Consider the following 20,217-nt stretch of genomic DNA (forward strand, 5'->3'; position numbering starts at 1 on the left):
AGAATGTCTGCCCCACCCCTCAAGGCATTCATGACACAGGGCTCGATCCGGATTCGCGGCGCACGCCAGCACAACCTCCAGAACCTCGACCTCGACATCCGCACCGGCGAGATGACCGTGGTCACCGGCCCCAGCGGCTCGGGCAAGTCGAGCCTGGTGTTCGACACGCTCTATGCCGAAGGCCAGCGCCGCTACGTCGAGACCTTCTCGGCCTACGCCCGCCAGTTCCTCGACCGCATGGACAAGCCGGCGGTCGACAAGGTGGAGGGCGTGCCGCCCGCCATCGCCATCGACCAGACCAACCCGGTGCGCTCCTCGCGCTCCACGGTGGGCACGATGACCGAGCTCAACGACCACCTGAAGCTGCTGTTCGCACGCGCTTCGCAGCTGTTTGACCGCGAGACCGCATTGCCGGTGCGGCACGACACGCCCGACACCATCTATGCGGCGATGGTCGAGCGCGCGGCCGCGGCCGGCGACCCGCGCATCGTGGTCACCTTTCCTGTCGAGCTGCCGGCTTCAACCACGCCCGACGAAGTCACGCAATGGCTGTCGGCCAGCGGCTTCACGCGCGTGCAGGCCGAGCGCGAGGTCGCGACGCCCACCGGCCCGCGCAAGGTGCTGGACGTGGTGGCCGACCGCTTCCGGCTGGCCGGTGCCGAGCGCGCCCGCGTGCTCGAGGCCATCGAGACCGGGCTCAAGCGCGGCGTGGGGCGGCTCACGGTGTATGCGGTGCCGGCCGACGAAGGCGCGGCGCCCGAGGTGTGGAAGTTCTCCACGGGCCTGCATTGCCCCGAGAGCGACATCCGCTACGGCGACCCGATCCCATCGATGTTCTCCTTCAACTCGGCGGTGGGCGCCTGCGACACCTGTCGCGGCTTCGGCCGTGTGATCGGCGTCGACTTCGGCCTGGTCATCCCCAACGACAAGCTCACGCTGCGCGCGGGCGCGGTCAAGCCGATGCAGACCCCGGCCTGGAAGGAGGCGCAGGACGACCTCATGCGCCACGCCGAGGACGCCGGCATCCCGCGCGACACGCCCTGGGCCAAGCTCACGCAGGCGCAGAAGGACTGGGTCATCGACGGCTCGCCGAACTGGAACGGCAAGTGGAACCAGCAGTGGTTCGGCATCAAGCGCTTCTTCGGCTACCTGGAGAGCAAGGCCTACAAGATGCACATCCGCGTGCTGCTGTCGAAGTACCGCAGCTACACGCCGTGCCCGACCTGCGCCGGCGCGCGGCTCAAGCTCGACAGCCTGCTGTGGCGCATCGGCAGCAAGCAGGACGCCGACGCGGTGCTCGCGCCGGCCAGGCGCTTCATGCCGGTGGGCGTGAAGTGGTCGCGCGAACAGCTCGAGGCGCTGCCGGGGCTGTGCCTGCACGACCTGATGCTGCTGCCGATCGAGCGGCTGCGGCGCTTCTTCGACGGCATCGAGAGCCACGGCAACAGCTCGACCGCCAACGAAGGCGACGTGCAGGCCCTCAAGCTGCTGTTCGAGGAAATCACCACCCGCCTGCGCTATCTGCACGACGTGGGCATCGGCTATCTCACGCTCGACCGCCAGAGCCGCACGCTGTCGGGCGGCGAGGTGCAGCGCATCAACCTCACGACCGCGCTCGGCACCTCGCTGGTCAACACGCTGTTCGTGCTCGACGAGCCCAGCATCGGCCTGCATCCGCGCGACATGAACCGCATCACCGAGGCCATGCTGCGGCTGCGCGACGCGGGCAACACGCTGGTGGTGGTCGAGCACGACCCGGCGGTGATGCTGGCGGCCGACCGCGTGATCGACATGGGCCCGGGCCCGGGCATCCGCGGCGGCCAGATCGTGTTCGATGGCACCACGGACGAACTGCGCAATGCCGCCACGCTGACCGGCGACTACCTCGGCGGCCGCAAGCAGATCGGCATGGGCTTCAAGCGCGCGGTGACCGACAGCACGCCGCGCCTCATCCTCGAAGGTGCGCGCGAGCACAACCTGCAGAACATCACCGTCGACTTCCCGCTGCAGCGGCTGGTGGTCGTCACCGGCGTCAGCGGCTCGGGCAAGTCCACGCTGGTGCAGGACGTGCTGGCACCCGCGCTGATGCGCCACTTCGGCAAGGCGACCGAAACGCCGGGCGAGCACGACCGCCTGCTGGGCGCCGACCACCTGAGCGAGGTCGTGTTCGTCGACCAGTCGCCCATCGGCAAGACTGCGCGTTCCAACCCCGCGAGCTACGTGGGCGCCTGGGATGCGGTGCGCGAGATCTTCGCCACCGCGGCGCTGTCGCGCCAGCGCGGCTACACCGCGAGCAAGTTCAGCTTCAACTCGGGCGACGGGCGCTGCCCGACCTGCGGCGGCTCGGGCTTCGAGCATGTCGAGATGCAGTTCCTGTCGGACGTCTACCTGCGCTGCCCCGACTGCGACGGCAAGCGCTACCGGCCCGAGATCCTCGAGGTGAGGATCGAACGCGGCGGCCGCCAGCTCAACGTGGCCGACGTGCTCGACCTGACCGTGGCCGAGGCGGCCGCGCTGTTCGCCGTCGACCGCGAGGTGCTGCGCACGCTGCAGCCGATCTCCGACGTGGGCCTGGACTACGTGAAGCTCGGCCAGCCCGTGCCCACGCTGTCGGGCGGCGAGGCGCAGCGCCTCAAGCTCGCGGGCTTCCTGGCCGAGGCCGCGAAGAGCGGCACCGCGAGCCGGCAGGCCGTGGCGCGCAAGGGCACGCTGTTCCTGTTCGACGAGCCCACCACCGGCCTGCACTTCGACGACATCGCGCGCCTCATGCGCGCGCTGCGCAAGCTGCTCGACGCCGGCCATTCGCTGATCGTGATCGAGCACAACCTCGACGTGATCCGCGCCAGCGACTGGCTGATCGACCTCGGCCCCGAGGGCGGCGACGGTGGCGGCCAGATCGTGGCGGTCGGCACGCCCGAGCATGTGCGCGAGATGACCGGCACCTCGACGGGCGAAGCGCTGCGCGACTACGAGCTCGCGCTCGGCCCGTCGCGGCTGGCGGCGCGCGAGCGCGGCGGCGCGAATCTGGCACCGCGTGCGCTGCCGGCCTTCGGACGCGATGCGATCCAGATCGTCAATGCGCGCGAGCACAACCTGAAGAACCTGAGCGTCGACATCCCGCGCGGCAAGTTCAGCGTGGTCACGGGCGTGAGCGGCTCGGGCAAGTCGACGCTGGCCTTCGACATCCTGTTCAACGAAGGGCAGCGGCGGTACCTCGAATCGCTCAACGCCTATGCGCGCAGCATCGTGCAGCCCGCGGGCCGGCCCGAGGTCGACGCGGTCTACGGCATCCCGCCGACCGTGGCCATCGAGCAGCGCCTGTCGCGCGGCGGCCGCAAGAGCACGGTGGGCACCACCACCGAGGTCTGGCATTTCCTGCGCCTGCTCTACGTCAAGCTCGGCACGCAACACTGCATCCACGACGGCACGGCGGTGCAGCCGCAGACGCCGGACAGCATCGCGGCGCAGTTGCTGAAGAACTTCAAGGGCCAGCACATCGGCCTGCTGGCGCCGCTGGTGAGCAACCGCAAGGGCGTCTACACCGAGCTGGCCGACTGGGCGCGGCCGCGCGGCTATACCCACCTGCGGGTGGACGGCGGCTTCCTGCCGACGAACCCGTTCCCGCGGCTCGACCGCTTCAAGGAGCACAGCATCGAACTGCCGGTGGGCAGCCTCGATGTGCTGCCGCAGAACGAGGCCGCGCTGCGCGCGCTGCTGACCAAGGCGCTGGAGCACGGCAAGGGCGTGGTCCATGTGATGAGCGAGCTCGACGGCCTGCGCGCCGCGATGATGGCCGGCGCGCCGACCGCGGGCATCGGCCGCACGCACGTGTTCTCCACGCTGCGCGCCTGCCCGGTCTGCAGCACCAGCTATGCCGAGCTCGATCCGCGGCTGTTCAGCTACAACAGCAAGCACGGCTGGTGCCCCGACTGCGTGGGCACGGGCGTCAAGCTGACCAAGGACCAGCGCAAGGTCTACGACGACTCGGTGCTGGCCGACGACCAGAAGGGCCGCGAACAGACCTTCGCCGAACCCGAGGCCGAGGACGTGGGCGAGGCCGCCTGCCCGACCTGCGAGGGCACGCGGCTCAACGCCACGGCGCGCGCCGTGAGCTTCGGCGCGGCCAGCATCGGCATCACCGAGATCGCACGCATGAGCGTGACCGACATCCGCAAGTGGTTCGAAGGCCTGGTGCTGAGCGGCCGCGAGGCCGAGATCGCGCGCGACCTGGTGCCCGAGATCAAGAGCCGGCTCGAGTTCCTCGAGGAGGTCGGCCTGGGCTACCTCACGCTGGACCGCGGCGCGCCCACGCTCTCCGGTGGCGAGGCGCAGCGCATCCGCCTGGCGGCACAGCTGGGCAGCAACCTGCAGGGCGTGTGCTACGTGCTCGACGAGCCGACCATCGGCCTGCATGCGCGCGACAACCAGATCCTGCTGAATGCGCTGCACAAGCTGGGCGACAAGGGCAACACGCTGGTGGTGGTCGAGCACGACGAGGACACCATCCGCCGCGCCGACCACATCATCGACATCGGCCCGAGCGCGGGCAAGCGCGGCGGCCGGCTGGTGGCCGAGGGTTCGGTGGCCGACATCGAGGCCGCGGGCGACTCGCAGACCGGGCGCTACCTGCGCGATGCGATCAAGCATCCGCTGGCGGCGCGCCGGCCGGTGCCGCTGCCCGAGCCGGGCGCCCCCGACTGGCTCACGGTGCATGGCGCCGACCTGCACAACCTGCAGGACCTGACCTCCACCGTGCCGCTGCACCGCCTGGTCGCGATCACCGGCGTCAGCGGCTCGGGCAAGTCGACGCTGGCGCGCGACGTGCTGCTGGCCAACGTGCAGGCCATCGTGGTCCAGCGCATGACCAAGGCCGGCCGCGACAACGATGCCGCCGGCAAGCGGCCCGCCTGGTCGGGCTGCCGCTCGGTCGACGGCTACGAGACCATCGACCGCGTGCTCGAGGTCGACCAGACGCCGATCGGCAAGACGCCACGCAGCTGCCCCGCGACCTACATCGGTTTCTGGGACACCATCCGCAAGCTCTTCGCCGACACGCTGGAAGCCAAGGCGCGCGGCTACGGCCCGGCGCGCTTCAGCTTCAACACCGGCGAGGGCCGCTGCCCGGCCTGCGACGGCGCGGGCGTGCGCACCATCGGCATGAGCTTCCTGCCCGACGTGAAGGTGCCCTGCGAGGTCTGCCACGGCACGCGCTTCAACCCCGAGACGCAGGCCGTGACCTGGCGCGGCAAGAGCATCGGCGACGTGCTGCAGATGGAGGTCGACGAGGCGGTCGACTTCTTCGCCGCCATGCCCAACATCAGCCATCCGCTGCAGCTGCTCAAGGACGTGGGCCTGGGCTACCTCACGCTGGGCCAGCCTTCACCCACGCTGAGCGGCGGCGAGGCGCAGCGCATCAAGCTGGTGACCGAACTGAGCAAGGTGCGCGACGACATCACGCGCCGCGGCCAGAAGGCGCCGCACACGCTCTACGTGCTCGACGAGCCGACCGTGGGCCTGCACATGGCCGACGTCGAGAAGCTGATCCACGTGCTGCACCGGCTGGTCAACGGCGGCCACAGCGTGGTGGTGATCGAGCACGACCTCGACGTGATCGCCGAGGCCGACTGGCTGATCGACCTGGGCCCCGAAGGCGGCAACGGCGGCGGCCGCATCGTGGCCGCGGCGCCGCCCGAGGAAGTGGTGCGCCTGGGCACGCACACCGGCGTGGCGTTGGCCGGCGTGCTGGCGCGCTGAGGAAGGACGCGGGCGGCCGTTCAGCAGGGCCAGCCCGCGCCCGGCACCTCCACCGGGACGGCCAGCAGCTTGGCCTCGCGTGCGGCCATGCGGTGGTGCTCGAGGAAGTCCGGCGCGACGCACAGGTAGAGCGTGCGGCGCTCCGGGCCGCCCAGCGTGCAGGCGAAGGTGCCCAGCGCGCCGGTCGAGATCTCCTGCAGGATGCGGCCGCCCTCGGCCACGCGCAGCGCGCGGTTGTGCGTGGCATCGGCCAGCCACACCGCGCCCTCGGCATCGAGCACGGCGCCGTCGGGCGCCACGGCCACGCTGCCGATGAGTTCGCCCACGTCGGTGCTGGTGGGCAAGGGGCCGAACACGGCCCAGTCGCGGCGCGGACCCAAGTCGCCGTCGGCGCGGATGTCGAAGGCCGAGATCCGGTTGCCCATGGTCTCGACCACGATCAGCGTCTTGCCATCGGGCGTGATCATCGCGCCGTTGGGGAAGTACAGGTCCTCGGCCACCACGCGCGCGCGGCCGTCGGCTTGGACGCAGGCCAGCTTCGCGGTCGATGCGGCGCCGCCGCCCATCAGGTCGAAGCCGAAGTTGCCCACATAGGCACGGCCTTGCGCATCGACCACCATGTCGTTGAGGTGGCCGCCCGCGATGCCCGACAGGTCCGCATGCACGGCCAGCGTGCCATCGGCTTCGCGGCGCAGCACACGGCGATCGCGCATCGAACTGATCAGCAGGCGCCCGTCGGGCAGCCAGCCCAGGCCCGAGGGCTGTTGCGGCACCTCGGCTTCGGTCGTCGCCTTGCCCTGGGCATCGACCGAAACCACGCGATGCGTGTAGAAATCCGACAGCCACAGCCGGCCCGCGTGCCAGCGCGGACCTTCGAGAAAGCTGAAGCCCGACAGGACTTCGGTGAATGCTTGCGTCATGGAAAGGCTTCCGTTGTTGCTTCTGATGAACGGGCCATCCTGCCGCAGCGGGGTGCGGGCGTCGACCGGGCGCAACCCTAGGCGTTGCCCGCCTGTACAGCGCACCGCCGGCCCTCGACGCAGGTGATCGTCGGCCTGCTCCTACCGGCAACGGCTAGAAACACTCACGCGCGGGCGCGGGGAACTTTTGAAGATGAGCACCGGCGGTTCAGCGGACCGCCACCCTCTTCTTTCATCACTCTCTCTTCTGGGAACTCCGTCCATGAACACTCTGCTCAAGACCTGTGCCGTCACCTTTGCCGCCGCGGCGCTGCTGTCCGCCTGCGGCGGCGGCAATGACGACGATCCGAGTCCCAGCGACCGCACCGGCGTGCTGACCATCACCGAGGCCAGCGTGAGCGGCCTCGACGGCGTGTACGGCAACGGATCGCTGAACCTGACCGACGTCGACAAGATCAACCCGATCGGCTCCAGCCCTCAGGTCTGCAGCTTCAAGTTCGACGGTGCGAACCGCGTGCTGGGCGACGGCACGGCCTTCGGTGACATCCGCTACCAGCCCGATGCCAACGTGCTCTATGTCGCGTTCATCACCGTCAACGGCCGCGAGTTCAGCAGCGGCGAGGGCGTCGACACCGCGGTGCAACGCGACCGCGATCGCATCCAGTTCAGCGGCAAGAAGCTGACGGCCACCGACAACAGCGGCGCCACCTTGCGCGTGACCGGCCTCGTGCCGATGCGCGGCAGCCGCCCCACGGGCTGCTGAGCGTTCGCGCGCAGGCGCGATCGCCTGCGCGACAGCACCGGGGGTGAGCCCCGATTGCCGGGTGGGAGGGCGGCGGGCCCAATGCAGGTCTTATTCGATTTCAGGAGAGACCATGTCCCGCCGTTCCTTTTCACGCTGCGCCATCGCGATGGCCGCCGCCGTGCTGGTGTCCCCCCTGACAGCCCTGGCTCAAGGCTTTCCGCAGAAGCCGGTCAAGCTGGTCATCGCCTTTCCGGCCGGTGGCCCGACCGACATCACAATGCGCCAACTGGCCGATAACGCCGGCAAGATCCTCGGCCAGCCGGTCATCATCGACAACAAGCCCGGCGCCGGCGGCACGCTGCCCGCGCAGGCGCTGCAGACCTCGCAGCCCGACGGCTACACGGTCGCGCAGATTCCGCTCGGCGTGTTCCGCCTGGGCTACACCACCAAGATCAACTGGGACCCGCTCAAGGACATCACCTACGTCCTGAACGTGACCGGCTATGCCTTCGGCATCGTGGTGCCGGCCGACAGCCCGTTCAAGACCTGGGCCGATTTCGTGGCCTATGCCAAGGCCAATCCGGGCAGGCTCACCTACGGTTCCACCGGCAACCTGACCAGTCCGCACCTGACCACCGAGATCGTTGCGCAGAAGGCCGGCATCCAACTGCAGCACGTGCCCTACAAGGGCAGCGCCGACCTGATGCTCGCGGTGGTCAGCGGCCAACTGATGGCCGCCGCCGACAGCACCGGCTTCGCGCCGCAGGTCGAAGCCGGCAAGCTGCGCGTGCTCAATACCTGGGGCGACAAGCGCCTGGCCAAGTTCCCGGACGCGCCCACGCTCAAGGAGCTGGGCTACGACGTGGTGCAGAACTCGCCCTTCGGCATCGGCGCCCCCAGGGGCACGCCGCCGGAAGTCGTGAAGAAGCTGCACGACGCCTTCAAGCAGGCGATGGAGGAGCCCAGCTACGTCGCCTCGCTGGACCGCTACGACATGCTGCCGAACTACATGAGCTCGGCGACCTACACCAAGTTCGCGCAGGACACGGTGGTGAAGGAAAAGGTGGTGATCGAGAAGCTGGGGTTGGCGAAGGGGCAGTAGGGCCTCGCGCATGGATTTCGTGTTTTCTATACATCTCGGCTTTGATATGTATAGAAAATCCATTTTTATATACATGAGCGGGGCTACCATGCAAAAAAACTTTCATTGCCCATGGTCGCCATCGCTTCTCTTCATCAGCTCGACCCCGCACGCTTCGACACGCCCGCGATCCTGAAGAAGCTCGCCAGTGCGAGCCGCCAACTCGCTGAGCTCAAGGGCATTGCCGCAGCGATCCCGAACCAGGGCATTCTGATCAACACCCTTGGGTTGCAGGAAGCGAAGGCCAGTTCGGAGATCGAGAACATCGTGACAACGCACGATGAGCTCTTCAAGGACGACGTGCTTCCCGAGGCATTCGCCAATCCTGCAGCCAAGGAGGTTCTGCGCTACCGCCAAGCGCTGCGCGTCGGATTTGCCCAAGTGCAGGCCAGCGGATTGATCACGGCGAATCACATCGTGGACATCCAGTCGGAGCTGGAGCGCAACAACGCAGGTTTTCGCAAGCTGCCGGGCACGGCGTTGAAGGACGGTGCCGGACGGACGGTCTACACACCGCCACAGGACCCGGCCGAGATCGTGGCGTTGATGCGAGGACTGGAGCAGTTCATCAACGACAGCGAACTGCTTGCTGTCGACCCGCTGATCAAGATGGCCCTCATTCACCACCAGTTCGAGAGCATCCATCCCTTCTATGACGGCAACGGACGCACGGGTCGCATCCTCAATGTGCTGTATCTGGTCAAGGAAGGGCTGCTCGACATTCCGGTGCTGTACCTGAGCAGCTACATCGTTCAAACCAAGTCCGACTACTACCGCTTGCTGCAGATGGTGCGTGAGGACGATCGCTGGGAGGAATGGGTGATCTACCTGCTGGAGGCCGTAGAGGAAACCGCACAACGAACGGTGGCGACCATCCACGCCATCAAGGTTGCACTGGCCGATTACAAGCATCGCATCCGCGAGGGCTACAAGTTCTACAGCCAAGACCTGATCAACAACCTCTTCACCCACCCGTATACGAAGATCGATTTCGTTCAGCGAGATCTCAAGGTGTCGCGTCTCACGGCGACCAAGTACCTGGAGGCCTTGGTCGATGGGGGCTTCGTGCAGAAGCAGAGGGTCGGGCGGAGCAATTACTACGTCAACTTGGTGCTGACCGAGATCCTGCAGCGAGAGTCCTCGAACCGATGAGCGCGACCGCGAGAAGGCCGGTGCCGTGAACGAAAAAGGCCGCCACCGTTCGCCGGTGGCGGCTTTTCAAGAAGAAAAGCATCGCCCCTCTTCTTCGTGAAGCTTTGCCGGGCCGCTGGTGTTGCCCCCGGACGGGGGAAGGCGAAGCGACACGCAGTGCGCGAGCCCTCGGGGGAGAGCCAAGTACTACCGCGGAACCGGCTTTGCCGGGCCGCCGGTGTTGCCCCCGGAGGGGGAAGGCGAAGCGACATGCAGTGCGTGCCGCCCTCGGGAGCGAGCCCTTTATCCGGCCATGATCGACACCGCCTTGGTGTTCAGATAAGCCTCGACCGCTTCCGGTCCGCCTTCCGAGCCGTAGCCCGAATCCTTCACGCCGCCGAAAGGCATTTCCGGCGAGGGCGTGGCGGGCTGGTTGATCCACAGCATGCCGACCTCGACGCGGCGCGCCAGCAGTTGCGCGTTGCGGATCGACGCGGTGAAGGCGTAGCCGGCCAGGCCGAAGGGCAGGCGGTTCGATTCGGCGATCGCTTCTTCGATCGTGTCGAAACCGCGAATGGCGGCGATCGGGCCGAAGGGCTCGTTGTTGAACACGTCGGACTCGAGCGACACGTCGGTCAGCACGGTCGGCGCGAAGAAGTTGCCGCTGCTGCCCACGCGTTCGCCGCCGGTCGCGACCGTGGCGCCCGTGGCCTGCGCATCGGCGACCACCTTGGCCATCGCGCTCAGGCGGCGGTCGTTGGCGAGCGGGCCGATGGTCGTGCCGTCGGCCAGGCCATCGCCCAGCTTGAGGCCCTGCGCATGCTTGACCAGCAGTTGCGCGAACTCGGCCTTGAGGCTGTTGTGCACCAGGAAGCGGGTCGGCGAGATGCAGACCTGGCCGGCGTTGCGGAACTTGGCGGCACCGGCCGCCTTGACGGCCAGCGCCACGTCGGCGTCCTCGGCCACGATCACCGGTGCGTGGCCGCCCAGTTCCATGGTCGCGCGCTTCATGTGGGCGCCGGCCAGCGCGGCCAGCTGCTTGCCCACGGGCGTGGAGCCGGTGAAGGTGATCTTGCGGATGATCGGGTGCGGGATCAGGTAGTTCGAGATCTCGGCCGGGTCGCCGAAGACCAGGCCCACGGTGCCCGACGGAATGCCCGCGTCGACAAACGCCTTGATCAGCGCGGCGGGGGCGGCGGGCGTTTCTTCGGGCGCCTTGACCAGGAAGGAGCAGCCGGCTGCCAGCGCGGCGCCGAGCTTGCGCACCACCTGGTTGATCGGGAAGTTCCAGGGCGTGAAGGCCGCGACCGGGCCCACGGGCTCCTTCATCACCAGTTGCTGCGAGGCCAGGTTGCGCGAGGGCACGATGCGGCCGTAGACGCGGCGGCCTTCGTCGGCGAACCATTCGATGATGTCGGCGGACGCCAGCGTCTCGCCCTTGGCTTCGGCCAGCGGCTTGCCTTGCTCTTGCGTCAGCACGCGCGCGATCTCGTCGGCGCGCTCGCGGATCAGCCCGGCGGCGCGGCGCATGATCGCGGCGCGTTCGTTGGCGGGCACGTCGCGCCAGGCTTCGAAGCCCTTCTGCGCGGCGGCCAGCGCGCGGTCGAGGTCGGCGATGCCGGCGTGCGCGACCTGACCGATCACCTGGCCGTTGGCGGGGTTGCGCACGTCGAGCGTCTTGCCGCTCACGGCGTCGACCCATTCGTTGGCGATCAGCAACTGGGTCGAAGGATAGGAAGTGGTCATGAGGCGTCTTTCGTCGGACAACAGATGGAGGGAGGGAGGGGGTGGACGGGGGCCGGGGGACGGCGCCGTCGTCGCGGGCAGCGGCGCGGGGCCGAGCACACGATGCTACGCCACCCGCGCGTCTTTTCTCTTCAGCGGGGCGGAGTGCCCACGATGGCGAAAAGCTCATCGACCAGCCGTAGGGCCATGTCCGGCTCCAAGGGGGCCTTGCCGAAGATCAGCCGGTACACGATGGGCGCGATCACATGGTCGATCACCTGGTGCAGTGCGGGCGTGCGGTCGCCGCGGGCCAGGGCCTGGTCGATCAGCGTGCTGGCCTCGGCGCGGCGGTTGCGCAGGCAGTCGGTGTCGCCATCGTTGGCCAGCGCGGCCGCGGCTTTCAACAGCGACGTGGAATGCGGCTGGCTCAGGTGCTCGATCAGTTCCTGGGCCCAGGCCGTCATGTCGCGGTGCAGGTCGCCGGTGTCCGGCAGCGGCCGTTTCGGGTCGAGGCGCCGGGTGGCGGTCTCGGCCAGCAGGCCGGCCAGGTCGCCCCAGCGGCGGTAGATGCTGGAGGCACTGACGCCCGCGCGCTCGGCCACGGCCGGCACGGTGACCTTGTCGCGGCCGTGTTCGGCCACCAGTTCTTCCAGGGCCTTGCGCACCACGGTCTGCACCTGGGCGCTGCGGCCGCCGGGGCGGCGAAGGATCGGAGAGGAGTCCATGGCGCCACTTTAACGCAAAGATCGTTGCATTAAAAATCCGACCTGCCTACAATACGCAAAAGCAAATTTGTTTGCGTTAAAGGGCCCCATGCCTAGCTCCACCTCTTCTCCTTCGACTTCGCCGCGCGCCACCGCCACCCCCTGGCGCCTGCCGGCGGGCGCGGCCTTCGCGTTGCTGGCCGCCGTGCTGTTCACCTTCTTCCTGGCCGCCGCGGCACCGTCGCCGCTGTTCGTGCTGTTCCAGCAGCGCTGGGGTTTCTCCTCGGCGCTGCTGACGGTCGCGTTCGCGGTCTATGCGCTGGCGCTGCTGGGCTCGCTGCTGGTGGGCGGCTCCCTGTCGGACCATGTGGGGCGGCGTCCGGTGATCGTGGTGGCGCTGGTGCTGCAGGCCGCGGCCATGGTGATGTTCCTGATGGCCCGCAGCATCAGCGGGATCGTGGCTGCGCGCATCGTGCAGGGCCTGGCCACCGGCGTGGCCAGCGGCACGCTCAGCGCGGCGGTGGTGGAGGCCGCACCGGCCGCACGCAAGCGCATGGGCATGCTGATCACCAGCGTCTCGCCGCTGGCCGGCCTGGCCGTGGGCGCGCTGCTGACCGGCCTGACGGTTTCGATGACGCGCGACCCGGTGCCGCTGGTCTTCGGCGTGCTCGCGGTGCTGTTGGCGCTGGCCGCAGTGGCCGCCTTCTTCCTGCCCGAGAGCGTGTCGCCACGGCCCGGTGCGTGGGCCTCGCTGGTGCCGCGCATGGCGGTGCCGCGGGCGGCGCGCGCGGTCTTCGTGCGCAGCCTGCCGGTGCTGGTCACGAGCTGGGCGCTGGGCGGCCTGTTCCTGTCGCTCGTGCCCTCGCTGCTGCGCCAGGTGTTCGGCATCGACAGCGGCATCGTCAACGGGCTGGCGATCGCGGTGCTGTTCGGCATGGGCGCGGCCTCGCCGACGCTCATGAGCCGCTTCGGCGCGCGGGTGTCCCTGCTCGGCATGCTGTGCATCGCGGCGGGCTCGGCGCTGCTGATCGGGGCCTTCGCGATCGGTTCGGTGGCGCTGTTCTTCGTCGGCACGGTGGTCGCCGGCATGGGCTTCGGCTCGTCCTTCTCGTCGCAGGTGCAGGCCCTGGCGCCGCTGGCCCAGCCGCATGAGCGCGCCGAGCTGTTCGCGGCCATCTTCTTCGTGAGCTACCTGGCGTTCAGCGTGCCGGCGATGGGGGCCGGCCTGCTGATCGCGTCCCTGGGGCTGCGCACCACGGTCGAAGGCTATGCCGCGGCCCTGATCGCGATGGCGCTGGTCGGCGCCTGGACGCAGTGGCGCGCACCGCGCCTGGTGGCCGTCGCCTGAGAGCGGGCGCTCAGCGCGCGCCGAGGATCGCGGCCGCGGCCTCGGCGAAGCCCGCGCCGCGCTCGCCCGCCGTCACGTAGTGCGGCAGGTCGGCGAGCTGCGGCACGAAGCGCGCCACGTTGGCCACGCCGATGCTGTGGTCGAAGGTCTTGAACATCAGCTGGTCGTTGGTCGAGTCGCCGACATAGGCCCAGCGGTCCATCTCCTGGTCGAGGTCGCGGTCCCAGAGCTCGCGCACGATCCAGCGCGCGCCCACCAGCTTGTTGTGGTCGCCGTACCAGCCGTTGATGTGGATGCTGCTTACGGTCGCGCGCATGCCCTCGCTTTGCATCAGTGCCACCACGGCCGCGATCTGCGCCTCGCTCAGGTGCTGGAACTCGCTGTGATCGATCGCGATGTCGGTCTCGCGGCCCGGCGAGTCGGTGGCACGCACCGCCCCCGGGATCTCGCGCTCGATGCGCTCCAGCACGAGCCGCATGCGCTCGACGTTGGCGGCGCGCGTGGGTGCATCCTGCAGGTAGCGCTTTTCGATGCGACCATCCGCCAGGGGCAGCAAGGCCACCGCGCCGTTCTCCGCCACGATGGCTTCGACCGGCCAGGCCGAGACGAAGGGCACGCTCCAGCCGACGGGGCGGCCGGTGATGGCCGCGACCCGAAGGCCCGCATTCTTCAGCGCGGCCAGGGCGGCCAGTGCATCAGGCGTGATGGCGCCGTCGGTGGTCAGCGTGTCGTCGATGTCGGTGAACACGCCGACGAGCGCACTGCGCGCCTGCGCGCCCCATCGGGTCAGTGGCAGCAGGTGGTTCGGCGAGGAGGGCAGGGAAAACAACACAGGCATGGAAAGGAATCTCTGAAGGGGCCGTGATCGTACCGGGTGGCATGCGGGCTTTCGTGTAGCATCCCGCCCCCGCCGCGCCTCCAGGGCCGGCGCGGCCCTCTCCATGCCCCACATCCTCGTCGACCAGCTCCTCAAGACCTACCGCATCTCCGAGCGCGACCCGGGCGTGATGGGCGCGCTGCGCGGGCTCGTGCACCGCCGCCACCGCACGGTGGCGGCGCTGTCGGGCGTGACCTTCTCGCTCGAGCGCGGCGAACTGCTGGGCTTCATCGGGCCCAACGGCGCGGGCAAGTCCACCACCATCAAGATCCTCGCGGGCATCCTGCGGCCCGACGGCGGCCGGGTGGAGATCGACGGCCACGACCCGTTCAAGGACCGCGAGCGGCACGTGGCACGCATCGGCGTGGTGTTCGGCCAGCGCACGCAACTGTGGTGGGACCTGCCGGTGGGCGACGGCTTCGACCTGCTGCGCGACATCTACCGCGTCGACCCGCAGCGCTATCGCCGCACGCGCGACGAACTGGTCGCGCTGCTGCACCTGGAGCGCGTGTTCGACCAGCCGGTGCGGCAGCTCTCGCTGGGCCAGCGCATGCGCGCCGAGATCGCGGCGGCGCTGCTGCACGAGCCCGAGATCCTGTTCCTCGACGAGCCGACCATCGGCCTCGATGCGCCCTCGAAGCTGGCGGTGCGCGACTTCGTGCGGCGCGCCAACCGCGAGCGCGGCACCACCGTGCTGCTGACCACGCACGACATGCACGACATCGAAGCGCTCGCGCGACGCGTGATCGTCATCGGCCACGGCCGCGTGCTGGCCGACAGCCCGGTCGAAGCCTTGCGCGCGCAGGTGATGGCCGAGCGCCGGCTGGTGGTCGATTTCGCGCAGGGCGCCGCGCTGCCGACGCAGGTGCCGGGCGCCACCGTGCATTCGCGCGACGGCCAGACGCTGGTGCTGGACTTCGACCCCGCCGTGACCACGGCGCCAGCGCTGATCGCGCGCATCGCTGCGGCGCATCCGGTGGAAGACCTGCGGCTCGAAGGCCTGGCCATCGAGGCCGTGATCGCGCGCTTCTATGCGCTGCATGGGGCGGCCGAGGCATGAGCCGGATCGGTCTTGCGGACGTGCTGCGCCCCTACCTCGCCGCCTTCGCCTCGCGTTTCCTGCAGATGCTGCAGTACCGCACGGCCGCGCTCGCGGGCTTCGCCACACAGTGCTGGTGGGGCGGCATCAAGGTGATGGTGTTCGCCGCCTTCTACGGCGGCACGGCCGTCGCCGGTGCCAGCACGTCGATGTCGCTCGCACAGGCCATCACCTACACCTGGCTGGCTCAGGGGATGCTGGTGCTGATGCCCTGGCTGGGCGACCCGGAGGTGGCGCAGGCCGTGCGCACCGGCGCGGTCGCCTACGACCGGCTGCGCCCGGTGGACGCCTATACGCTCTGGTTCGCGCGCAGCGCCGGCTGGATCGCCGCGCGCCTGTTGCCGCGCGTGGCGCTCATGGCCGCCTTCGCCGCGGTCGCGCTGCCGCTGGCGGGCCTGGGCGAGTGGGCCTGGCAACTGCCGGCGAGCGTGGCGGCAGGCGCCGCCTTCCTGCTGTCGGCCGGGCTCGCGCTGCTGCTCTCGACCGCGATGGTGATGCTGCTCAACGTGGCGGCCACGGCGGCGCTCAACGAGCGCGGCATCAATGCGGTGGCGACGCCGGTGGTCATCGTGCTCTCGGGCAACCTGCTGCCGCTCGCGCTGCTGCCGGACGCCTGGCAGACCGCGCTGCTGGTCCAGCCCCTGGCCGGCCTGATGGACATTCCGGCACGGCTGTACTTCGGGCAGCTGGGCGGCTGGCATGCGGCGGGCGGCCTGGGGCTGCAGTGCTTCTGGATCGCGGTGCTGGTCACACTGGGCCGGTTCGCGATGGGGCGCACGATGCGCAACCTGCAGGTGCAGGGGGGCTGAGATGGGCTCGCTTCCTCTTTTCCTCCGCCTGGTGCGCGCCTCCGTGGGCGGCCAGGCGCGCTATCCCGCTTCGGCACTGCTGCTGACCCTCGGACAGTTCCTGGGCACCGGCATCGAGATGGTCGCCGTCTGGGCCCTGTTCCACCGTTTCGGCAGCGTGCAGGGCTGGCACATCGGCGAGGTGGCGCTGTTCTACGGTCTGGTGAACTGCATGTTCGCGATCGCCGATGCGCTGGGGCGTGGCTTCGACGTGCTCGGCACCGAGTTCCTGCGCACCGGCGCCTTCGACCGGCTGCTGCTGCGCCCGCGCCCGCTGGCGCTGCAGCTCATGGGGCACGACTTCCGCATCAGCCGCCTGGGCCGGCTGCTGCAGGGCATGGCGGTGCTGGTATTCGCCACCCACCAGGCGCCCATCGCCTGGACGCCGGCCACGGTGGCCGTGGCGCTGTTCGCGCTGGTCGGCGGCATCGCGCTGTTCCTGGGCATCCTGGTGCTGCAGGGCACGCTGGCGTTCTGGACCGTCGAGAGCCTGGAGATCGCCAACGTGCTCACCTACGGTGGCGTGCAGGCGGCGCAGTACCCGCTGGCGCTGTATGCGAACTGGTTCCGCCGCGTGCTGACCTTCGTCGTGCCGCTGGCCTGCGTGGCCTATTACCCGGCGCTGGCGATCCTGGGCAAGCCCGATCCGCTGGGCGCGCCGGCCTGGATGGGCGCGCTGTCGCCGCTCGCGGGCTTCGTGTTCCTGGCGGCGGCCTTCGGCGTGTGGCGGCTGGGACTGCGGCGCTACGCGTCGACGGGCAGTTGAGCGAATCAAGGCTCGCGCGGACCCTTCGGGGCATCGTTGAACACGAATTTGCGCGCGGCGGCGAAGTTGACGACGAGCCCCGCGCAACTGCCCAGGGCCACGCCCAGCGAGGGCGCGATGTCGCCCTGCACCCAGTGCAGGGTGAGCGCGTAGACCGCGTAGTTGATCGCGGCGCCGCCCAGCATCGACGAGAGGTAGGCCAGGTACTCGCGGCCGAGGGCGAGGCCGGTGCGCGGCGCCGAGCCGCTGCGGAAGGTGAAGGACCGGTTGAGCCACCAGGTGCTGGTGGCCGCGGCGAGGAAGGAGACGATGCGCGCCCCATACCAGCCCAGCCATGGCGCGAGCAGGTGCAGCACCGTCAGGTCGACCAGCAGGCCGGCCACGCCCACCACGCCGAAGCGCAGGAAGCGGCTAGCGAGCAGTGTCTTCAGCATGTACGGAAAAGAACGGTGCCGGGATCGAGAGGTAGATCAGGCGCTTGGCTTCCTGTCGCCCGAGCGTGACGGTGTGCAGGATCGCGCCGCTGGCCTGCGCCAGCATCGCTGACAGCATCACGCCGACCGACAGCAGCGCGGTCGGCAGCCGCGGAACCAGGCCGGTGTGCAGGTAGTCGATCATCAGCGGCACCGCGAGGATCACCGAGAGCAGCGCCAGCAGGCCCGCCACCACGGTGAAGAAGGCCAGCGGGCGCTCGCTCACGAACAGGCGCAGGATGGTGCCGAGGATGCGGCGGCCGTCGCGGAAGGTCGACAGCTTGCTCTGCGTGCCTTCGGGCCGCGCGAGGTAGGGCACCGGCAGCTCGACATAGGGCATGCGCAGCTCGAGTGCATGGACCGTGAGTTCGGTCTCGGTTTCGAAGCCGTGCGCCGCCGCGGGAAAGGACTTGACGTAGCGCCGCGAGAACACGCGGTAGCCTGACAGCATGTCCTTGAAGTGCCCGCCGAACAGCGCGCCCACCGCAGAGGTCAGCAGCGTGTTGCCCAGGCGATGGCCGGGGCGGTAGGTCTGCGGGTTGCGCCCGTCGTCGAAGCGCGCGCCCACGACCATGTCGAGGTTCTCGTGGACCAGTCGCTCGACCATCTGCGCGGCGTGGGACACGTCGTAGGTGGCGTCGCCGTCGACCATCACGTAGACATCGGCCTCCACGTCGGCAAACATCCGCCGCACCACGTTGCCCTTGCCGCGCAGCGCCACTTGCGTCACGCGTGCGCCGTGCGCTCGGGCGATGGCGGCGGTGTCGTCGGTCGAGTGGTTGTCGAACACATGGACCGTGGCCTGCGGCAGCGCCGCCCTGCAGTCCGCGATCACGGTGGCGATGGCGCCGGCCTCGTTGAAACAGGGAAGGATGACGGCGATGCGCGGGCCGGGGCGCGCGGCGGAGTCGGGTGCGCTCATGGCGTGCCTTGGGGTTTCAGTTGGTAGAGTTTCACCGCCCCATCGGACTGCACAGGGTCGAAGTAGCGGTCGAAGCCGGGTTGCGCGGTCACCTGCGGGAAGCGGCCGGTATGGACCACCAGCGCATCGAAGTGCTCGGCGGCCAGCTTCCGATGCAGTTGGGCGGCGTCCAGCGCCGTGTAGTCGCTGTAGCGCCACGGACCGAAGACATCGCCCCACACGGGCTGCGGCGCGTAGTAGAGCGAGTCCTCGACGCCGATCTGGTAGATGCGCCCGACCGGATGGGCGCGCAGTTGCGACCACAGGGCGTACCCGGTCACGCGCTCCGTGAGCAGGGCCTCGCGCGCCGCGGGTGTCGGGGCAATCCGTTTCCAGTACCGCACGCCGTCCGCCGTCGCGAGCGCGGCCAGGCAGGCGAGCGCCAGGCCGGCCGTCGCGCGCACCAGGTGCCGCTGGTGCAGTGCCGGCCACAGGGCCGCCGCACGGCGCACGAGATGCACGCAGGCCGCGGCCGACAGCAGCGCGAGCAGCGGGTAGGCCGGCGTCAGGTAGCGTGGATAGGGCGCACTGGCGACCCAGACGAGCACCATGTAGGCGGACAGGATCAGCGCCCGGCGCACTGCGGCGCTGCCTCTCAGCGCGGGAATGAAGGGCACCACGAGCGCGGGCCACAAGGGCCAGGCGGGCAGGTCGTAGTTGCGCCGCAGGTCCTCGAACTGGCCCCGATAGTCGAGGGCGTTCCAGTCGGTGAATCCGAACAGTCGTCCGCCGACGGGATTGAAGGGATCACCGGTCAGCAGCGCGTTGCGCGCATACCAGTAGATGCAGGGCACCAGCAGCCCGCCCAGCACCAGCAGCCACGTCGTCGGCCGGCGGTCGTGCCGCGCCAGGCCGAGCGCGAACAGGGGCAAGAGCGTGAGCAGTTGGTATTTCGAACCGATCGCCAGCCCGATGGCGAAGGCGCAGGGCAGCAGCCATCGGCGGTCCTCGGTCAGCCGCCATTGCTGGTAGGCGGCGGCCGCGACGAGCACGAACAGCGCCACGCCCAGTTCGACATAGGCGCGGGTGAATTCGCTCAGGGTCAGCAGCACCCACAGCGCGGCGGCCAGGCAGGCCGTGAGCCGGTCCAGATGCTGCCGGCCCAGGCGGTACACGAGCCCGGCCGTGAGCCAGCCCGCGAGCGCATGCAGCAGGTGCGGCAGCACGTCGTTGCCGAACAGCAGCGCCGCGGCGTAGAGCAGGTCGAAGTTGTAGGGGAACCAGGGGTAGCGCAGCCAGTCGTTGACCGTCAGGTGGCCGCTCGCGGCCCACTGTTGCGCATGCGGCAGGTGATACAGCAGCTCGTCCCAGGCCATGGGCGGCGGCAACGGGGCCATGAGCGTGCAGAGCAGGGCCAGGGCCAGCGCCGCGGCCGCCCAGCGTTCGGGCATCGGCGTTGTGCGCCACCGGTCGCGAAGCCCGCCCTGTCGCAGCGCCGCGCCTCGTTCGATGGCCAGGCGCAATCCCGGGATCAGGCCGACCGCGAGCAGTGCCGTGACGAAGGTCGATGTCAGCCGGCCGGCGATCGCCAGCCACTGCAACACGCAGATGCCGATCCCGAGCCCGAGCGCGATGGCCAGCGGCGCGCCGAGCCGGGTGTGCGGATCGCGGTCGATCTTCAGCCCTCGAAGCAGCATGTCGCCCGCACCCCAGCAGGCGAGGACGACCAGCGTCAGGGCACCGTACTGCGCCAGTACATGGCCGAGCTTGTCCATGGCTCCCGGC

General features: G+C 69.4%; 15 protein-coding genes. 8 read left to right on the forward strand and 7 right to left on the reverse strand.

Annotated features, from left to right (window positions below; all coding sequences use genetic code 11):
- Positions 1–30 precede the first annotated feature (30 nt).
- On the forward strand, positions 31–5,754 hold the full coding sequence (gene uvrA / locus K0H49_RS13935) for an excinuclease ABC subunit UvrA (RefSeq protein WP_219213924.1): 5,724 nt from the start codon (positions 31–33) through the stop codon (positions 5,752–5,754).
- A gap of 20 nt (positions 5,755–5,774) precedes the next feature.
- Here the strand turns inward: uvrA and K0H49_RS13940 are convergent, their stop codons facing one another.
- The gene (locus tag K0H49_RS13940; protein WP_219213461.1) at positions 5,775–6,674 is read right to left on the reverse strand and encodes an SMP-30/gluconolactonase/LRE family protein; all 900 of its coding nucleotides are present in this window, start codon (positions 6,672–6,674) and stop codon (positions 5,775–5,777) included.
- Positions 6,675–6,936: 262 nt separating this feature from the next.
- On the opposite strand from K0H49_RS13940, the gene K0H49_RS13945 reads away from it, so the two are divergent.
- The 3 genes from K0H49_RS13945 (at position 6,937) to K0H49_RS13955 (ending at position 9,712) form a co-directional block, all read left to right on the forward strand.
- Positions 6,937–7,437: a hypothetical protein gene (locus K0H49_RS13945; RefSeq protein ID WP_183027392.1), complete on the forward strand. Its 501-nt coding sequence runs from the start codon at positions 6,937–6,939 to the stop codon at positions 7,435–7,437.
- A 112-nt stretch (positions 7,438–7,549) separates the two neighbouring features.
- A complete protein-coding gene (locus tag K0H49_RS13950; protein ID WP_219213464.1) occupies positions 7,550–8,521 on the forward strand; it encodes a Bug family tripartite tricarboxylate transporter substrate binding protein in 972 nt (323 codons plus the stop codon).
- A 111-nt stretch (positions 8,522–8,632) separates the two neighbouring features.
- Positions 8,633–9,712: a Fic family protein gene (locus K0H49_RS13955; protein ID WP_219213467.1), complete on the forward strand. Its 1,080-nt coding sequence runs from the start codon at positions 8,633–8,635 to the stop codon at positions 9,710–9,712.
- Between the two features lie 282 nt (positions 9,713–9,994).
- Here K0H49_RS13955 and K0H49_RS13960 read toward each other — a convergent pair whose 3' ends face one another.
- Both K0H49_RS13960 and K0H49_RS13965 read right to left on the reverse strand, forming a co-directional pair.
- Entirely contained in the window at positions 9,995–11,437 is a 1,443-nt protein-coding gene (locus tag K0H49_RS13960; protein WP_219213470.1) for an NAD-dependent succinate-semialdehyde dehydrogenase, read from the reverse strand.
- A 131-nt stretch (positions 11,438–11,568) separates the two neighbouring features.
- Positions 11,569–12,141 (reverse strand): TetR/AcrR family transcriptional regulator, encoded by a 573-nt coding sequence (locus K0H49_RS13965; RefSeq protein WP_219213472.1) that lies wholly within the window; start codon positions 12,139–12,141, stop codon positions 11,569–11,571.
- Between the two features lie 88 nt (positions 12,142–12,229).
- On the opposite strand from K0H49_RS13965, the gene K0H49_RS13970 reads away from it, so the two are divergent.
- Positions 12,230–13,468, forward strand: coding sequence for an MFS transporter (locus K0H49_RS13970; protein ID WP_219213474.1), 1,239 nt, complete (start codon positions 12,230–12,232; stop codon positions 13,466–13,468).
- A 10-nt stretch (positions 13,469–13,478) separates the two neighbouring features.
- On the opposite strand, the gene K0H49_RS13975 is transcribed toward K0H49_RS13970, so the two are convergent.
- Positions 13,479–14,306, reverse strand: a complete 828-nt coding sequence (locus tag K0H49_RS13975; protein ID WP_219213477.1) for an HAD-IIB family hydrolase — start codon at positions 14,304–14,306, stop codon at positions 13,479–13,481.
- A gap of 103 nt (positions 14,307–14,409) precedes the next feature.
- Here K0H49_RS13975 and K0H49_RS13980 point away from each other — a divergent pair, with 103 nt between their 5' ends.
- The 3 genes from K0H49_RS13980 to K0H49_RS13990 are packed head-to-tail and all read left to right on the forward strand — an operon-like array spanning position 14,410 to position 17,058.
- On the forward strand, positions 14,410–15,405 hold the full coding sequence (locus K0H49_RS13980) for an ABC transporter ATP-binding protein (RefSeq protein ID WP_219213479.1): 996 nt from the start codon (positions 14,410–14,412) through the stop codon (positions 15,403–15,405).
- Positions 15,402–16,253 (forward strand): ABC transporter permease, encoded by an 852-nt coding sequence (locus tag K0H49_RS13985; protein ID WP_257624860.1) that lies wholly within the window; start codon positions 15,402–15,404, stop codon positions 16,251–16,253. Before K0H49_RS13980 ends, K0H49_RS13985 begins: the two co-directional genes overlap by 4 nt.
- Before the next feature lies 1 nt (position 16,254).
- Positions 16,255–17,058 (forward strand): ABC transporter permease, encoded by an 804-nt coding sequence (locus K0H49_RS13990; RefSeq protein ID WP_219213482.1) that lies wholly within the window; start codon positions 16,255–16,257, stop codon positions 17,056–17,058.
- Positions 17,059–17,063: 5 nt separating this feature from the next.
- Here the strand turns inward: K0H49_RS13990 and K0H49_RS13995 are convergent, their stop codons facing one another.
- From K0H49_RS13995 to K0H49_RS14005, 3 genes are read right to left on the reverse strand one after another with little or no spacing between them, the layout of a single operon-like run.
- Positions 17,064–17,492 carry a GtrA family protein gene (locus K0H49_RS13995; protein WP_219213484.1) on the reverse strand — a complete coding sequence of 143 codons (429 nt, stop codon included), beginning with the start codon at positions 17,490–17,492 and terminating at the stop codon, positions 17,064–17,066.
- Positions 17,470–18,453 (reverse strand): glycosyltransferase family 2 protein, encoded by a 984-nt coding sequence (locus tag K0H49_RS14000; RefSeq protein WP_219213486.1) that lies wholly within the window; start codon positions 18,451–18,453, stop codon positions 17,470–17,472. The genes K0H49_RS13995 and K0H49_RS14000 overlap by 23 nt, the downstream gene beginning before the upstream one ends.
- Entirely contained in the window at positions 18,450–20,207 is a 1,758-nt protein-coding gene (locus tag K0H49_RS14005) for a glycosyltransferase family 39 protein (RefSeq protein ID WP_219213488.1), read from the reverse strand. Before K0H49_RS14005 ends, K0H49_RS14000 begins: the two co-directional genes overlap by 4 nt.
- Positions 20,208–20,217: the final 10 nt, after the last annotated feature.

The sequence above is a fragment of the Variovorax boronicumulans genome, assembly GCF_019352895.1.
Taxonomy (GTDB): Bacteria; Pseudomonadota; Gammaproteobacteria; order Burkholderiales; family Burkholderiaceae_C; genus Variovorax; species Variovorax boronicumulans_A.

Excerpts from the sequence above, each read along its gene's own strand:
- uvrA (WP_219213924.1), top strand. The coding sequence starts at position 31 with ATGACACAGGGCTCGATCCGGATTCGCGGCGCACGCCAGCACAACCTC.
- K0H49_RS13940 (WP_219213461.1), bottom strand. The coding sequence starts at position 6,674 with ATGACGCAAGCATTCACCGAAGTCCTGTCGGGCTTCAGCTTTCTCGAA.
- K0H49_RS13945 (WP_183027392.1), top strand. The coding sequence starts at position 6,937 with ATGAACACTCTGCTCAAGACCTGTGCCGTCACCTTTGCCGCCGCGGCG.
- K0H49_RS13950 (WP_219213464.1), top strand. The coding sequence starts at position 7,550 with ATGTCCCGCCGTTCCTTTTCACGCTGCGCCATCGCGATGGCCGCCGCC.
- K0H49_RS13955 (WP_219213467.1), top strand. The coding sequence starts at position 8,633 with ATGGTCGCCATCGCTTCTCTTCATCAGCTCGACCCCGCACGCTTCGAC.
- K0H49_RS13960 (WP_219213470.1), bottom strand. The coding sequence starts at position 11,437 with ATGACCACTTCCTATCCTTCGACCCAGTTGCTGATCGCCAACGAATGG.
- K0H49_RS13965 (WP_219213472.1), bottom strand. The coding sequence starts at position 12,141 with ATGGACTCCTCTCCGATCCTTCGCCGCCCCGGCGGCCGCAGCGCCCAG.
- K0H49_RS13970 (WP_219213474.1), top strand. The coding sequence starts at position 12,230 with ATGCCTAGCTCCACCTCTTCTCCTTCGACTTCGCCGCGCGCCACCGCC.
- K0H49_RS13975 (WP_219213477.1), bottom strand. The coding sequence starts at position 14,306 with ATGCCTGTGTTGTTTTCCCTGCCCTCCTCGCCGAACCACCTGCTGCCA.
- K0H49_RS13980 (WP_219213479.1), top strand. The coding sequence starts at position 14,410 with ATGCCCCACATCCTCGTCGACCAGCTCCTCAAGACCTACCGCATCTCC.
- K0H49_RS13985 (WP_257624860.1), top strand. The coding sequence starts at position 15,402 with ATGAGCCGGATCGGTCTTGCGGACGTGCTGCGCCCCTACCTCGCCGCC.
- K0H49_RS13990 (WP_219213482.1), top strand. The coding sequence starts at position 16,255 with ATGGGCTCGCTTCCTCTTTTCCTCCGCCTGGTGCGCGCCTCCGTGGGC.
- K0H49_RS13995 (WP_219213484.1), bottom strand. The coding sequence starts at position 17,492 with ATGCTGAAGACACTGCTCGCTAGCCGCTTCCTGCGCTTCGGCGTGGTG.
- K0H49_RS14000 (WP_219213486.1), bottom strand. The coding sequence starts at position 18,453 with ATGAGCGCACCCGACTCCGCCGCGCGCCCCGGCCCGCGCATCGCCGTC.
- K0H49_RS14005 (WP_219213488.1), bottom strand. The coding sequence starts at position 20,207 with ATGGACAAGCTCGGCCATGTACTGGCGCAGTACGGTGCCCTGACGCTG.